10 protein-coding genes are annotated in these 16,394 nt (G+C 63.8%); 9 read left to right on the forward strand and 1 reads right to left on the reverse strand.

What is annotated here, in order from left to right; translation table 11 throughout:
- Nucleotides 1–59 precede the first annotated feature (59 nt).
- Nucleotides 60–3,167: an ESPR-type extended signal peptide-containing protein gene (locus KHO41_RS26755; RefSeq protein ID WP_211956265.1), complete on the reverse strand. Its 3,108-nt coding sequence runs from the start codon at nucleotides 3,165–3,167 to the stop codon at nucleotides 60–62.
- A gap of 501 nt (nucleotides 3,168–3,668) precedes the next feature.
- Between KHO41_RS26755 and KHO41_RS26760 the strand changes: the two genes are divergently transcribed.
- The 9 genes from KHO41_RS26760 (at nucleotide 3,669) to KHO41_RS26800 (ending at nucleotide 16,139) form a co-directional block, all read left to right on the forward strand.
- Nucleotides 3,669–4,028: a hypothetical protein gene (locus KHO41_RS26760; protein ID WP_211956266.1), complete on the forward strand. Its 360-nt coding sequence runs from the start codon at nucleotides 3,669–3,671 to the stop codon at nucleotides 4,026–4,028.
- 70 nt (nucleotides 4,029–4,098) lie between these two features.
- Nucleotides 4,099–5,346 carry an EAL domain-containing response regulator gene (locus KHO41_RS26765; RefSeq protein ID WP_211956267.1) on the forward strand — a complete coding sequence of 416 codons (1,248 nt, stop codon included), beginning with the start codon at nucleotides 4,099–4,101 and terminating at the stop codon, nucleotides 5,344–5,346.
- Nucleotides 5,347–5,404: 58 nt separating this feature from the next.
- Nucleotides 5,405–6,187 (forward strand): response regulator transcription factor, encoded by a 783-nt coding sequence (locus KHO41_RS26770; protein ID WP_211956268.1) that lies wholly within the window; start codon nucleotides 5,405–5,407, stop codon nucleotides 6,185–6,187.
- Between the two features lie 217 nt (nucleotides 6,188–6,404).
- A complete protein-coding gene (aqpZ, locus tag KHO41_RS26775) occupies nucleotides 6,405–7,127 on the forward strand; it encodes an aquaporin Z (protein ID WP_211956269.1) in 723 nt (240 codons plus the stop codon).
- A 72-nt stretch (nucleotides 7,128–7,199) separates the two neighbouring features.
- On the forward strand, nucleotides 7,200–11,621 hold the full coding sequence (locus KHO41_RS26780; protein ID WP_211956270.1) for an ATP-binding protein: 4,422 nt from the start codon (nucleotides 7,200–7,202) through the stop codon (nucleotides 11,619–11,621).
- A 121-nt stretch (nucleotides 11,622–11,742) separates the two neighbouring features.
- The gene (locus KHO41_RS26785) at nucleotides 11,743–12,384 is read left to right on the forward strand and encodes a response regulator transcription factor (protein ID WP_211956271.1); all 642 of its coding nucleotides are present in this window, start codon (nucleotides 11,743–11,745) and stop codon (nucleotides 12,382–12,384) included.
- A 429-nt stretch (nucleotides 12,385–12,813) separates the two neighbouring features.
- Nucleotides 12,814–14,223: an MmgE/PrpD family protein gene (locus tag KHO41_RS26790; protein ID WP_211956272.1), complete on the forward strand. Its 1,410-nt coding sequence runs from the start codon at nucleotides 12,814–12,816 to the stop codon at nucleotides 14,221–14,223.
- A gap of 139 nt (nucleotides 14,224–14,362) precedes the next feature.
- Complete coding sequence (locus tag KHO41_RS26795) at nucleotides 14,363–15,064, forward strand: nitroreductase (protein ID WP_211956273.1); 702 nt, start codon at nucleotides 14,363–14,365, stop codon at nucleotides 15,062–15,064.
- A gap of 103 nt (nucleotides 15,065–15,167) precedes the next feature.
- Nucleotides 15,168–16,139 (forward strand): Bug family tripartite tricarboxylate transporter substrate binding protein, encoded by a 972-nt coding sequence (locus tag KHO41_RS26800; RefSeq protein ID WP_211956274.1) that lies wholly within the window; start codon nucleotides 15,168–15,170, stop codon nucleotides 16,137–16,139.
- The last annotated feature ends 255 nt before the right edge of the window (nucleotides 16,140–16,394 follow it).

Below are 16,394 nucleotides of genomic sequence, written 5' to 3' on the forward strand. Positions count from 1 at the left end.
CCTGTATCTGTTGCTGCCGGGACTGCACGTGCCGTCCCGGCTGTTGGACGGGCAGTTGCTTACCAGTGGAAGCCGGCGCCGACGGTCACGCCATATTCGCCGCGGGTGTTGGTCGATGCGGCGGCCTTGTACACCCAGCGGCCGCTGTCGGACAGGGCGGACATGCCAAGCGCCATGGCGCTCTGGCCCGCGTAGGTGCTGCCGGCCAGGCCCACCAGGCCCTTGCCGGGAATGACCGCCTGCGGCAGGCCAGCCATGGCCATCGCCGATGCGGCACCGGCGTTGGCGTCGTTGCGCACGCCACCGATCTTCGAATCGGTGTAGCCGTTGGCCAGGTTCAGCGTCTGCGCGTTCGAACTCTGCAACTGGCTCACGTTCACGGCATCGGTCTGGGCTGTACCGGCAGCAACGTTGGTGATCTGCCGTTCGTTGCCGACCGCACCCACCGAGACTGCGTTCGGACGATCCGCCACCGAGTTCGCGCCAATCGCGACGCTGCTGTCCGCGGTAGCCTTGGCGCCGTTGCCCATGGCAACGCTGTTGGTGCCGCTGGCGTTGGCGCTCGGCCCCATGGCCGTACTGCCGGCACCGCTTGCGACGGCCTTGTCGGCATCGGTATTCGAGCCATTGGCCTGGAAGTAGCGTGTCGCCGCATCCATCTTGTTGACCGTGTTGTCGGAGATCGACACGGTCATTTCCTTCAACTGCTGCAAGTTGACGGCATCGCTGTCATTCACGCCATATGCCACATTGGAAATCGTGGTGCCGCCGGTCTTGGTCGTCGAGTTGTAGGTGTCGCCACCCATCGTCACGCTGTTGTAGTTCACCGAGCCATCGGGGTTCTTGTCGTACTTGACAGCCCCCTTGTCCAGATCGCCCACTTGCGTGTTCACTGCCTTCAGCTGCGAAACGTTCACGGCGTCCGTGTCGGAGGAACCGGCGGCGACGTTGGTGACACGGCGCTCGTTGCCAGCCGAACCGACCGACACTTCACCGGCAGCGGTACCGCCCACCATGTACGCCTGGTTGCCGAGGGTCGCGCCGTTGGCGATCGAGCCCGCGCCGAGCGCTACGCTGCCGGCAGCGGTCGCCTGCGACTGGTAGCCAAGCGCCAGCGCGTTCGCTGCCGAAGCCTGGGCGTTGTAGCCCACCGCAGTTGCGCCCTGGGCCGAAGCATGAGCATCGTCCTCGGTCAGGCCCGTGTCATTGGTGCGAACGTACTTCACGCCACGGCCGTTGTTGGTAATGTAGGTATCGCCTGTATCGCCGGCAATGTCGGTGATCGTGTTGTTGACGTTGGTGATGCTCTGGTTCAGTTGATCCACGTTGACCGCGTCGCCGCCGTCCACGCCGGCGGCAACGTTCCTGACGCGCGTACCACCAGTCTTGGTGACCGTGTTGTACGTGTCGCCATTCATCGTCACGCTGTTGTAGTTGACCGTGCCGTCCGGGTTCTTGTCGTACTGAACCGCGCTGTCGGCCACCGACTTCAGCTGTGAAACGTTGACCGCGTCGGTGTCCATCGCGCCGGCCGAAACACCGGTGATGCGACGATTGCCGATATTGACTTCGCCCGTGGCCGATCCGCCCACCATGTACGCCTGGTTCCCCAGCGTCGCGCCATTGGCGATGGAGCCCGCACCAAGCGCCACGCTGCCGGCATAGCTGGCCTGTGCCTGGTTACCGAGCGCCAGGGCGTTCGTGGCCGATGCCTGGGCGTTGTAGCCAACCGCGGTGGCACCTTGCGCCGAGGCATGGGCATCGTCGGGCGTCAGGCCGGTGTCGTTGGTACGGACGTACTTCACGCCACGGCCGTTGTTGGTAATGTAGGTATCACTCGTATCGCCGGCGATATCGGTGATCTGCGACATGTTCACGGCATCACTGGGGTTTTCGCCGCGTGCCACATTGGTGATCTTGGTGCCGCCGGTCTTGGTCGTCGAGTTGTAGGTGTCGCCGCCCATCGTCACGCTGTTGTAGTTGACGCTGCCGTCCGGGTTCTTGTCGTACTTCACCGAACCATCGCTCACAGCCTGCAACTGGCGCACGTTGACTGCATCCGTTGCTTGCGTACCGCCCGCCACGTTGGTGATCTGACGCTCGTTGCTCGCACCGCCGACGGATACCGCACCCTTGTTCGACGTAACGGCAGCATTGCTGAACAGTTCCTTTGCGCCATTCATGCCGGCACGACTTGCGGTCGAGCCGCTGCCCACTGCAACGCTGTCGTCCGCGACAGAATTGGCATTCACGCCGAAGGCCACCGATTGGTTGCCCCGTGCGACCGTCCCGTAGCCCAGCGCGGCGGAGTTCGTACCGATCGCGTTCGAGTTCGCGCCGATGGCAACTGCACCCGCCGCGCTCGCCTTGGAGTTTTCGCTCAGCGCAATCGAATCATTCGCTGACGCGTTGGCACCGGCACCCACGGCAAACGCCGAGTTGCCGCTGGCCGTCGAGCCGTTGACGCCGTCGCCACCCAGCGCAATCGATCCGATTCCGCTCGACTTCGTGCTGTATCCGATGGAAACGGACCCGGTGCCAGTGGCGGTGGACGACTGACCGATCGCGGTCGACTGATCGCCCGTCGCAATCACGCCGGCCGAATTGGCGTGGCCGCCAATAGCAATGGCGTCCATGCCGTTGGCCCGTGCCTGGTCGCCAATGGCAACCTGCGAGCCGGCGCCGTTGGCGTTCGAGGTCGTGCCGATGGCGACAGGCGAGCCACCGTTGCCGGCCGAAACGACGGCTGTCGCTGCGGTACCGATGGCGACCGGGCCGCCGCCATACTGCGTAGTAGCCGTCGCGCCGTGGCCGATTGCCGTAGCGCCGGTTGGGAGTGGCGAGCCATTCTTCTTGCTCGTTGCCGTTGCGTCATCGCCAATGGCGATGGATCCCGGTGTGTTGGCATTTGCCGTTGCACCGCTGCCGCCACCGACGGCAATCGAGCCGGCCCCGGTGGCGTTACCGCTTGCATTCGACCATTGAGCGAAGGCCGCCGGCGCCACGAACACACCGGACAAAGCCAGCGTGCCGACGAGCAGCGGCTTTGCCAGCCGTGCTGACCGCGAGACGCGGGTGCTCCGCTTGCCATGGGCGCGGGCGGTCTCGCTGGCGACAGACCATGCGTTCTGTGCGGCGTTCCAGATGAGGCGATAGATTCTGTTCACGATAGATCTCCATGCTGGCGAAAGAGGGCCAGTGAATAACAGGACGGCCCCTTACATCAGCACCGGCACATCATTGAGTTCTTCGAATCCGGGATTCGCCTGAACGTGATGTACTTTCGGTGGAGATGCAACTGCAGGACTTGCAGCAGCGCCATCGACAGAACCCATTGTTGGATTCGCGAAGTCGTACAGGCATCGGAATATTCCGAGAAGCAGCGCGCAGCGAAGCGCCGGCGGCGTGACGGGGGATGAATAGGGTTCCAGTGTGAACAGCCGAGCCCACGCACTGGCTGGATGAGGCACCGGAGTCATCCGCGGCAGATCCGGCAAGCAATGCGGGATGGTTCCTTTCGGCAGGACCAGAATTCCCGGCAAGTCACCAATGTCTATGTCTGACCAAAATATTGTGCAACCGGACTAGGAATAATCCGAGCCAAGACAGCGCTGCGATTGGCGATAAAGGATGCGTCGAACATCACACATCGTCGCTGGAGCGCGCACATGACCACACCCACCGGCATCACGCAGCAATATGTGGCTGCCTGCCAGGGCACCTGTTCAACCTATTGCGGGCTGGTGCTCTGGCGCGCCGACAGCCACGGCGATTCGCGCGGCTGCGCGACGAACAGGGCGATGCCGAGCGCAATCACCGGCAGGGCGCACAGCAATCGTGTGGTTGCACGAGCGTATGAGCCACACCACCCCGATTCAGACAATTCCGATACGGATGCCGTCGCGGCAGGCCTAACTTCAAGAGCGTCTCCTCGCCATACGCAGCGCGATCCGCTTCATGCCGAAGATATGCCACCACGCCCGGCCGTTGCACCGGATGGTTCCGGACGATCGCGGCAACAGGCTTGAAGCGAAGCGACCTGCTGCACTGCGAGTGCGGGACCCATTTTCCGATTCACCCTCCGCCGGAGGCATCATCATGACCATCAACGTACTTGTCATCGACAGTCGTGCTTGCCAGCGCGCCCATACGCAGGCCGCATTAAATCAGGCCGGTGACATGTACTGCGAAGCTGCCGAAGACGTCGATGACGCCCTGAAGCATCTGGAAGCCGGCAGCTGGGACGTCGTGGTCTGTGCATTGCCCGCATGTGAGCATGGCAACACCAACCTGATCGACGCCATCATCGGATGCGGCGAAAGGCCGGACCTGGTACTGACCACCCACGGCGACCCCATCCTTCTCACGAACACGATGCGGCTGGCGCAGGCGCACGGGATCCGTGTGCGCGGCTACGCCGTGGACCCCATCAGCCCCAACGTACTGCTGGGACTCGTGATCTCGCAAGGGACTTCGGCACCTTGCTCGCAAGCGCGGGCGCCGAGTCCGCGTATCCCGGCGGAAGAGGTGGCGGCCGCGCTGGCGCGTGGCGAGATCCAGGTCAGGTTCCTGCCGCAGTCGGCATGCCGGGCTCATGACCAGGAAATCATCGCGGCCGAAGCACGGCTGAGTTGGCATCACCCGTTGCACGGGTGGCTGGATATGCGGGATCTGGTCCGGCTGGTAACCGGAACCGAGCATGCCTGCGTGCTGTTTCACCATTCACTGCGCCGTATCGGCGAAGCGATGGTGCTTTGGCGGCAATACGACTTTCATCCGGCGGTTTCCTGCATCGTCCCGCTTTGCCTGCTGAACCGGTCCGATAGCCCGGAAGGGCTGGAGACTGCCCTCAACAGGTATGGGCTGCACGCACGCGATATCACGTTCGAACTGGATCTTCCGGACCTCGATCCCAATGGTCTTCAGGCACTGGCTGCGCGGCTGCTGCTCTTGCGGCAACAGGGCGTGGAATTCTCTATCCGGAACTACGGTGCGACCGGAACCACGCTGGCAAACCTGATCGACCTTCCGGTCAGCGAGATCAAGCTGGCGTCCGACCTGATCAACGGCATCGGATTCGACCCGCTGGTCCAGCGCGTGGTTTCCGGAATCGTGGCACTTGCCAAGGCATTGGACATGCGGGTAGTCGCCACTTCGGTACAGCGGCGTTCCGACGTGGAAATGCTTGCCACGCTCGGCTGCGATTTCGCGGAAGGGCCGGTGGTCGGGGGACCGTGCGCGCCCGATGCGCTTGCCCGACTGAACCAGGATCGCACGAGACAAGACGCCGCCGCTTCCGGTTCGCTACACCCACACAGCATTTCCCAAGGCCGGCGATCTCCATGACATTCCTCTTTCGCATGAATGACTGCGTGCCGGTTGGCGCTCATCCCAGCCCTCGCTCGTGCCCGCTGCTCATGCTCGCAACAAGCACCCGACCCCTGAGACCGGAGCGGCAGCCATGGTGAAAGTCTTCCTGGTGAGCGACGACCGGGAAACCGCGACCGCCACGGCCGGCCTCCTGCAGGAAGCCGGCCACGAATGCCAGCTCTGCTCCAGCAAATCCGGACTCGTCAACGGCATTTGCGGGTCCACCGCCGACCTGCTGCTGATCGACGCCCGAGGCATCGACATGCCGTGCGCCGACCTGATCCGCGTGATCCGCGCCGGCTGGACACATGCCAGCCCCATCATTGCGATGGGCGGGGACAACGACGAACGCCATGTGGCCGATGCATTGAATGCCGGAGCCGATGACTATCTGGCGGGCGCCGTGCGGCCACTCGAACTGCTCGCGAGAGTATCAGCGGTATGCAGGCGCGCCGGAACATCTTCCAGATCAGCGGGAAGCATTGTCCGGGCGGGCCCCTACGAACTTAACTGCCACGGTCAGTTCGTCAACCTGGAATCGACGCGTATATCTCTCACGCAGAAGGAGTTCGAACTGGCGTTGTTGCTGTTCACCAATCCTGGCCGCGTGCTGTCGAACACCTTGATCGAACGAACCGTCTGGGGTTTTGAACTGGACAACCGGTCGCGGGCCCTTGCCGGGCTTATCTCCCGCCTGCGCCGAACGTTGCGCATGGGACCGAAGACCGGCGCTGCAGTCACGCCGGTCTATTCCCACGGCTATCGGTTCGATGCCTCGCTGCCGCAGGTGGTGGTGGATCCCGCCCAGCAGACCTGACCAGGACCAATCGTCCTGACGCCAGGGCCAGGCATCGCCGCAGCGGAAATACCTGCGATTCGGACAATTCCTAGTCGATGGTAACAAGGGCGTTACTAAGATCAGTCTTGAGCAGGCACTCAGGCCGCTTTGGCACGCACCCGATCGGCACGCTTCGGCGTCGATGGCCGCCTCGCAAGAAGAAACCCGCCCGCTCGGAATTCAATTGGTGTCTGCAATGTCATTCCCGAAGAAACTCTTTGCTGAAGGCTTTGGCACATTCTGGCTTACCTTCGGTGGTTGTGGCGCCGCGATCCTGGCCGCATCGGTGCCGGACGGCGCCGGCATCGGCCTGACTGGCGTCTCCCTTGCATTCGGTCTGACCGTGCTGACCATGGCCTATGCAGTCGGCCCGGTCTCCGGTGCCCACCTGAACCCCGCTGTGACAATCGGCATGGCAACGGCCGGCCGCTTCTCCTGGAGCCAGGTGTTTCCGTATATCGCCGCCCAGGTGGTCGGTGCGATCGGCGCAGCATGGCTGCTTTCGGTCATCGCAACGGGATCCCCCGATTTTGATCCGGCACACAGCACGTTTGCCGCGAACGGCTTCGCCGAGCATTCGCCTCGCGGCTATTCACTGCTGGCCTGCTTTGTCTGCGAAACGGTCATGACGTTCTTCTTCGTGGCGATCGTCCTTGGCGCCACCAGCAAGCGCGAAGGAGCGCGGACCGCGCCATTGGCGATCGGGCTTGCGCTGACGTTGATCCACCTGGTTTCGATTCCGGTGACAAACACCTCCGTCAACCCCGCGCGCTCGACAGGGCCGGCGCTGTTGATGCAGGGATGGGCGATCGACCAGCTCTGGATGTTCTGGGCCGCCCCGATTCTTGGCGCCGTGATTGCCGGCCTGCTCATGCCCTGGCTGCTTCGCGGCCATGCGGACGCCGGAGCAATCGTGTGAACGAACGGCAATGCGGGCTCGCACGGTAGCCCCCAAGCAGGGAGCGGCGTGAGCACTCCCCGGAGTCAGACAATGCAAGTGGACATCTCAACAGCACGCCGGAGGCAGCAGGCGACGGACGCACGGCCATCGAAGACTTCCGTCATGTCGGCCGCCATGACAGCGATCATGGCCGGCTTGATCCTGCTGGTCGCCATGCTCACCGTACCCGCGATGGCGGCAACCCCCGTGCGCGCCGCTCCCGCACTTCCGTCCCGCATTGTGGTCGGTGTCATAGTCGATGAGATGATGCCAATCGAGGGCGTAAAGAACGGCCAGCTGACCGGCTTCAGCGGAGACCTGCTGCGGCAGTTGCTCGAAGGCTCCGGCAGTCGCCTGCAGGCGCGCAGCTTTCCCGATCGCAGGTCCTTGCTTGAAGCGGCCTGCAAGGGAGACGTCGACCTCGTCATGAGCGCGGTGCCGCGCGACGAATTCCAGCACTGCCTGCACTATTCGGCGCCCTATCTCGAACGCAGCGTGGTGCTGGTGGCGCGACAGGGCGATCAGCGAGCGTCGGATCCGGGTTTCCTTGACAATGCCCGCGTTGCACTGGAAGCCGGTTCTCCGTGGACGGCAGAATGGCGCAAAGATCATCATCAGGCCAATCTCACCGAAACCGCAACCGTCACCGACGCGCTGGACAAAGTCGTCATTGGCGAAGCAGATGCCTATCTCGGCCTGACGTTCTCGGTCAACCACCTGCTTGAGCAGCCACACTACGCCACCTTGCGCGGTGTCCGTCTGCTGCATCCCCGCTGGGCGGGCTTTCACTTTGGCGGTCCGGTAAGAAGCAATGCGATCCTTGCCGAGATTGACCGCCAGCTGGCGCGGATTCCCGATGTCGTGCTGGAGAAGCTTCGTGATCGCTGGCTGCAGAACCATGGCGCGCTGGCGAAAGGCCCCTTTACCGTTTCCGCCCCCGAACGAGACGTGCTGCAACGCCGCGGCATGATCCGCTACACCATAGTGGCGCCCTTGCCGCCTTATGCGTTCGAAAATGGCGAGCGCCAGGAAGTTGGCATTACCGTCGACTACATTACCTACCTCGGCAAGATGCTCGGCGTGCCGGTCGAGTTTGTGCGCACCCGCGACCTTGCTGACGCGATACAACAGGCGAAGGCCGGTACCGTCGACGTCATTGCCGGCACGTCGCAACAGCGGGGCTCTCCCCTGGTGGTGACGGTGGGTGCCTACGAGACAGCGCCGATGGCGATCGTTGCCCCGGCGTCCGCAACACTCGCGCCCGGCCTCCCGTCGCTCGCGGGCAAGCGACTTGCCATCGCCGATGACGAGCCGATGTCCGTCGCGATTCGTGAGCGCCTGCCGGACGTGGTGCTCGTTCATGTCAAGAGCACCCGCGACGCACTGAATGCGGTAAGCGAGCACCGCGCCGATGCCATGATCGGCAACCTGACGACCATGGACGCCCTGATCCGCAGCGAGTACCCGGGCGAGCTCCGCATTGTCGGGCCGGCCGGCTTCCAGCAGGATCTTGTCCTGATGACGGCCCCCGGCATCGCCGAACTGGTCCCGGCATTCAAGCGGGCAATGGTCATGATGCCGGAGCTGGAGAAGCTCCGGATCCGTTCGCGCTGGCAGGCCGCCAACTACCGGTTCGATGCCCCGTGGGGCACGATCGTGCGACGCATCTGGCCGCTTCTGCTGCTTTGCGCCATCGCGATGTTTGCCGTCGCCTTCAACTACTCGCGGCTGCGCAGGGAAATCCGGCGGCGCCGCGCAGCGGAGCAACAGCTCCAGTGCCAGCTCGCGCTGAAGGATGCGCTGATGGAGTCTTTGCCGTATCCCGTGGTCGCGAAGGACTCCGACCAGCGATACGTCGAGGTGAATGCCGCATTCGAAGCGCTTGTCGGGATGTCGAAGCACCGACTGATCGGCAGGAAAGCGGATGCCCTGGACGCGCGGCAACCCGAAGCCAGTCTCCACGTTATCGACGACCTCTGCGAGGAGGCCATCGCCACCATGACACCGCGTGACGCCCAACTGGCTTTCCGCGACGCCGCGGGCCAGGCGCACACCATGATCTACGGCGTGCGCCCGTTTCGCGCTGGCGACGGCAGCGCAGGCGGGGTCATCGCAACACTGGCGGACATCACCGAAATCTACGAGGCACAACAGCGCGCACTGCTGCTCGAACGCCGGCTGCAGGACGTCACCAGCAGCCTGCCTGCCATCGTGTACCAGATGCGGCGCCTGCGTCGAACAGGAGCGCATGCGGAGTTCACCTATGCGGCGGGCAACGGCGACGAAACCATGGGACTGTCGCCGGACGACCTGCTCGGTGACGCGCAAGCGCTGGACCATTTCCTCCATCCCGATGACCGTGAACGCGTGCAAGCCGAGCTGGACCGATCCGAGGAGACCCGGGAGCCCTTCGACCTCGAATGCCGACTGGTTGGCCGGCATGGCATCCGCTGGGTCAACTTCCGTGCGGTCGCTCGCCGGGACGAAAATGCCACGCTCTGGAGCGGCGTCATTGCCGATGTCACGGATCAGCACACCCAGGCCGAAGCCCTGGCAAAGGCGAAGGATGCCGCCGAGGCCGCGCTGCGCGCCAAGGAAAGCTTCCTTGCCATGATGAGCCATGAGATTCGCACACCGTTGAACGGCGTGCTCGGCCTGGTCGAAGTGCTCCAGTCCACCGCGCTGACGTCGGAGCAGCAGAAGATGCTTGCCCTGGTCGTCGAGTCGGGCCAGGCGCTCGCGCAGATCCTGGACGACGTGCTCGACTATGCCAAGATCGAAGCGGGCCGGCTGGCCATTCTGCCCGCCCCGATGGATCTTCGCGAACTCTCCGACAGCGTGCTCGGCTTGCTGGCACCGCAGGCGCATGGCAAGAAGCTTCATCTGCGCGTGCATATTGCGGCAGAAGTGCCCGCCACCATCCACGCCGACGCCATCCGGCTGCGGCAGATCCTGTTTAATCTGCTGGGGAATGCCATCAAGTTCACCGACCATGGCGAGGTCATTCTCCGCATGGAAGCGGCGGCCGTGTCGGACGGCGAAGCCGAACTGACCATTACTGTGTCTGACACCGGCATAGGCATCTCACCCGACAACCTGCAACGGCTTTTCGCGCCGTTTGTACAGAGCGAACCCACTTCGACGCGCCGATACGGCGGCACCGGGCTGGGCTTGTCCATCTGCAAGCGGCTCGCCGGCCTGATGGGCGGCAAGCTGAGCATGCAAAGCGAGCCCGGCGAAGGCACGAGTGTCACGCTGCGCCTGCGGTGCCCGGTGGTCCATGCCCGGTACGATCTGCCCACCTTCCATGGAAAGCAGGTTTTCCTCGATATCTCCGATGCAGAGCTCGCGGCCTCCGTGCGTGCCCATGCCGAGGCAGCCGGCCTGGTTGTGCTGTCGACACTCCCCGACAAGGCCAGTCGCTATTCCCATCTCATTGACGGCGACACGCCGCCGCCGGGTGTCCCTTCGAGTCGGCTGGTCTATGTCACCAGGGCTCCCAAGCAGCTCGGTTTCCGCGTGCTGGGAGACCAGGTCCGGCTCAGTCAGAACCCGCTTCGCTGGGGCGCGTTCCTTGGTGCCATCCAGGCGTCGATCGGAAGCCAGGCCGCCGTGGCCGCAGCCGTAACGGAGCCTGCCTGCACCAGCACAGCCGCGTTGCCCGTTGCCCTGCATGGCCGGTTCACGCCACCGCGCATCCTGGTGGCAGAAGACCATCCGATCAACCGTGAACTGATCAAGCAGCAGCTCAGTCTGCTCGGCTATCGGTGCACGCTGTGCGGTGACGGTCAGGAGGCGCTGCAGACCTTGCACCGCGAGCATTTCGACCTGGTCCTGACGGATTGCCATATGCCTGTCATGGATGGCTTCGAACTGACGCGTGCGATTCGCACCAACACCGATGAACGCTTGCGTGCGTTGCCTGTCATCGGCGTTACAGCCACGACGCTTGCGGAAGAGCATCAGCGGTGCTTCGATGTCGGCATGAATGGATGCGTTCTGAAGCCGACTACGCTGGCTTCGATGCAGAAGGCCATTTCGCGCGCACTAAGCGAGCCGGAACACGTCGCGACGCGGGTTGTGGCGAGCAGCCGCCAGGCCAGTGGCCTTGAAGAAGCGAGCGGGCTGAACTTCGACGCTTCAAAGATCCACGAACAGGACTTCATCCAGGCTCTCGGTGGCGCGCCATGGTCCGACGCCATGTTGAGCACGTGCCTGAGCTCCATCGGCTCCGATCGTGATGCACTGGAAGCCAGCCTGCGCAATAGCTCGATTTCCGAGCTACGCCAGTGGTGCCATCGCGCAGGCGGCGCGCTGGCGGTGTTTCAGCATGCGTATATCGACCAGCTTTTTGATGAGTTCGGCGTCATCGTGAAACAGGGAGACGTAGGCAAGATTCGGGCAGCAGGAAAAACCATGCTGGAGATGATGTCTCACGTACTGAATCAACTCGCAGTGCCCCGAACGGCGTAGCGGCACTCGGCACCTTCGTTGATCTGCACGCACGCCATGGCAGATTCTTTTCTCGCGAGCCTCTACACTGGGATCGGATTTCTTCAACCGCAAGGGCCACAATAACTACAAGGGGTAGGTGATGATTATTCGAGTCATGCTTGCCGACGACCACCCGCTGATCCTGGTGGGTGCCCGTCATGTGCTGTCAACGGAACTCGGCTTCACCATCGTTGGGGAAGCCCAAAGCGCCGATTCACTGATGGACATGCTGGAAACCACGTCATGCGATGTTCTCGTCACTGACTTCTCCATGCCCAGCGAACGCAATGCAGACGGACTTGCCATGCTGGGCGCCATCCGCCGGCGCTTCTCGCAGGTCCGCATTGTCGTACTGACGATGCTCGACAATGCTGCGCTGCTGCAAAGCATGCGTGATGCCGGGGCTCTGGGTGTCCTGAACAAGCGCGGCGACATGGCGGAGTTGCCATCGGCGATCGTTACCGCGTTTCAGGGAAGGCCTTTCCTGGGGAAATCCGTGCAGCGCGAAATGGAGGCCCTGGGCATCAACCGGCCTGCGACAACGCCGGCCCAGGTATTGAGCCCGCGCGAAATTGAAGTGGTCCGTCTGTATGCCGGCGGCATGTCGGTGTCAGCGGTCGCGCAGCACCTGCATCGCAGCATCAAGACGATCAGTACCCACAAGCACAGCGCCATGGAGAAGCTTGGCATTCGCAGCGATGCGGAACTCTATCAATACGCCGTGCAGAACGGCCTGATGTAGCGCGCTTCGGTCCATCCCCGGGACCGCTTCGCACGTCCGATTCCCATATTCCATGCAGCGATCCGGCGTCTGCGGAACCGGACTACTTCTATGCTCCCCGACTGGCTCGCACTCGTGATCTGACCCTCCCGAGTATTCAACCCGCCTGTCCTCCCCTGGCAGGCGTTTTTGGCGCAATCGGGTCTCACGGTTGGTCAGCACGACGCTGGCTGTTGGCCGTACTGCCATGCCCCCGCTTCCCCACCAGAAAATCCGCTCTCCCGGCTCTCGTGCACCCTGCACAGTGCTCGCATGCACTTTCAATGAACGGAACAGCGCACGGTTACGCATTGACTCGCCACGGACGGGCGGCGACTCTGAACGCCAACGTTGCGCGTCCACGAGTGTCGGGACAGCGTCTCCATAACATCCTCGAAAGAGACCGCCTTCATGTCCCAACAACCGTCCACTTCCCCATCCCAATGCCCCCCGCTGGAGCAAGCCGTTGTCCGCCTGATCCAGGAACTGACCTTCGGCCATCTCGACGCCCCGGCGCATGCCGGCGTCAGCCGGCTCATGCGCGACCAGCTTGCGCTGCAGATCGGCACCTCGCAGATGCCGTGGTCGCAACAGGTGCTCGCCTATGCGACATCGCAACAGCGTCCGGGCCGCAGCCATGTGGCGGCCCACTCGCTCACCATGAGCGCAGCCGACGCCGCGTTCGTCAACGGCGCCTATGGCCACGGCTTCGAGTACGACGACGCGCACGGCCCCAGCGCGAGTCACCCCGGGAGTTGCGTGATTCCTGCTGCGCTGGCGATCGGTGAGGAGCTGGGATCGAGTCTCGAAGACATCATCACCGCGCTCGTTGCCGGCTACGAGGTCTACACGCGCATCGGCGTGCTGGCAGCACCCGACCTGCTCAAGCGCGGCTTCCATCCGCATGCGGTGCTGTCGAACTTCGGCGCGGCGGCGGTCGCGGCCAAGCTCCGCAAGTTCGATGCGGAGACGACGCTGCACGCGCTCGCCATCGCGCTGAGCCATGCGTCCGGTACTACCGAGTACACGTCGACCGGCGGCTCGATCAAGCGCGTGCATGCGGGCATCGGCACGCGCAACGGCATGGTCGCCGCGGACATGGCACAGGCGGGCATCACAGGGCCACGCGCCTTCCTGAGCGGCAACAAGGGACTGTTCCGCACCTTCCTGCAACGCGGGCCCGGCGACGGCGCGGAAGACCGGTTCCGGCTCGACCAGCCATTCGAGATCGGCACGGTCTGGCTCAAGGCGTATTGCGCGTGCTATTGCACGCATGCCTATATCGACGCGATCCGGCCGTTCGCGAGCCGCCGCGCCGACATCACGGACGTGCATGCGCGCATCCACCCGGCGTTCAACGTCGTGGTCGGCAACGCCAATGCCAACGCCTACGAGCCGTCCAATATCGAGCACGTGCAGTTCAGCCTGCCGACGCAGATGGCGTTCGCGCTGCTCGGCCTGGGCAACGGCTATCGCGTCCACCGCGACTACCTCGCCGCCCGCATCGACATGGCCCCGGTCATTGCCACGGCACGCAGCATTCGCATCTCCGAAGCGCCCGAACTCGAACAGCGCTATCCGGGCAAGTTCGTGGCCGACGTGACGGCCACCTTCCGCGACGGCTCGACGGAGCACGTGTTCGTGGAAGACCCGATCGGCACGCTCGCGAACCCGATGTCGGAGGAAGCGCAGGACGCGAAGTTCATGGAACTGACCACCGATGTGCTTGGCAGCGAACGGGCCCAGGCATTGCTCGCCATGCTGAGGAAAATGGACCCGCGCACAGGCGTCGCGGACCTGGCGAATCTCATGCACTGCTAACGTCAAAGCACACCTCGTGGGCCAACGTTCAAGGTACGGAATGCCCGCGGCTCGATCCGACTCGCTGCCGCATTCCGTCCCTATAGTGGCTTGGCATGATTGGGCCACTCCCTGGCCCGTGATGGACAGGAGATATGCAATGCCGCAGCACCCCGACAGCAGCCAGCCCGGCAACGACCTCGACACGCTCAACCGGCTGATGTCCGAGCGCTTCACCTGCCGGGCATACCGCAACGAAGCCGTGCCCGACGCGCTGATCCGCAGCATCGTGAGCACCGCGAAGCAATGCGCTTCATGGTGCAACGTGCAGCCCTGGCACCTCGTCATCGGCTCGCTCGACACGACGGAGCGCTTCCGCAACGCGCTGGTCGAGGAAGCCAGCCACGCACCCGAGGTGGACTCCGATATTCCGTTCCCCGATGCCTACCGTGGCCTGCACGCACAGCGCCGACAGGAAACCGGCTACCGGCTCTATGAAGCGCTCGGCATCGACCGGCACGACCGCGAACGCCGCGCGAGCCAGAGCTTCGAGAATTTCAGGCTGTTCGGCGCGCCGCACGTGGCCATCGTGACGATGGCGGCAGACCTCGGCCCCTACGCGGCCGTCGACTGCGGCGGCTTCATCGCGTCGTTCCTGCTCGCTGCGCACGCGCACGGCATTGCGACCACGCCGCAGGCCGCGATTGCCCGGCACGCGAAGTTCGTGCGCTCGCACTTCGGCATCGGCGATGACCGCAAGATGGTGTGCGCGATCTCGTTCGGCTATGCCGACCCTGCACACCCGGCCAACAGCTTCCGCACCAGCCGCGCGCCCGACGACGAAATCATGACGCTGGTGTAGCGCCCGGTTTGCGCGGAGGTTTCAAGGCACGGAACAGGACGCCGATCCTGGATTGAACCGTCTGCGCGCAGCCATATCCCCATTACAAATCCAAGGAGACGACATGACCGGCAGAAGGGATTTCCTGAGATCCATGGCATCGCTGGGCGCGGTTGCGTGCGCGCCAGCAGTGTTTGGCGAGCAGTACCCATCCAGGCCGATCCGCATCATCGTGCCAGCCTCTGCCGGCACCGCGGTGGATGTCACGGCGCGCTTCGTGGCCGAGGCCTTGTCGAAGAGCCTGAAGTCCCCGGTCATGGTCGACAACCGTGCCGGTGCTGGCGGCCTGATCGGCGCCGAAGCCGTCGCCAAATCGCCGGCCGATGGCTATACGCTGCTGTTCGCCGGCATCCCGCATCTGACCACGCGCTGGTTCGTCGACGGGCCGGTCAACTTCGATCCGGTCAAGGACTTCGCGCCGCTGGCCAGGCTGAGCAGTTCCGCGCTGTGCCTCGCGGTCAAGGCCGATTCGCCGTACCGCACGCTGGAAGAACTGGTCGCCGCGATGAAACGCAAGCCCGGTGACATCACGTACGCGTCGGGCGGGGCTGGCAGCACCTCTCATCTTTGCACAGTGGTGCTGAACGACCTGACAAAAACACGGGCCAAACACATTCCCTACAAAGGCAACAGCCCGGCGGTGACCGACGTGATCGCGGGCCAGGTGGACTTCACCTGCCAGGGCGCGCCGAGCGTCGTGCCGATGGTCAAGGCCGGCAAGCTGCGCGGGCTTGTGGTCACGAGCCCCGAACGCTGGCCCGAGATCCCGAACGTTCCGACCGCGGCGCAGGTGGGCTTGCCCGGCTTCAAGGTGTCGTCGTGGATGGGCGCGCTCGCGCCGGTGCAGACGCCGGCGCCCATCGTCGAACGGCTGTCCGAAGAACTGGTGCGTATTGCGCGCACGCCGGCCTTCAAGGACTTCTGCGCGCGGCAGTCGACTTATGTTGATATCGCGGATCGGCGGCAGTTCCTGGTTGAGTTGCCTCAGGAGGATGCGCACTGGAAGCGGATTGCGCAGCTTTCGAAGGAGTCTTGATATTGGTTTTGGCAGGCGCCGCTGTTTTGTTGGCGTAGCCGGCGGCGTTTCTCGTGGGATTGGGTGGTCGTGCTTGGCAGGCGTCGTTGTTTCGCTCGGCGTAGCCGGCGGGTTTTGGTTGAGACCAGGGTATCGCTCTTGGCCTGCGCCGCTGTTTCGCCGGCGTAGCCGGCGAGTCACTTTTTGTCCGAGCGACAAAAAGTAACCAAAAAGCGCGTCGTTGCCGCTGGCCATCAATTCCACGGCGGCAGGGGT

It is taken from the genome of Cupriavidus numazuensis, assembly GCF_905397435.1.
In the GTDB taxonomy this organism is placed as follows: Bacteria; Pseudomonadota; Gammaproteobacteria; order Burkholderiales; family Burkholderiaceae; genus Cupriavidus; species Cupriavidus numazuensis.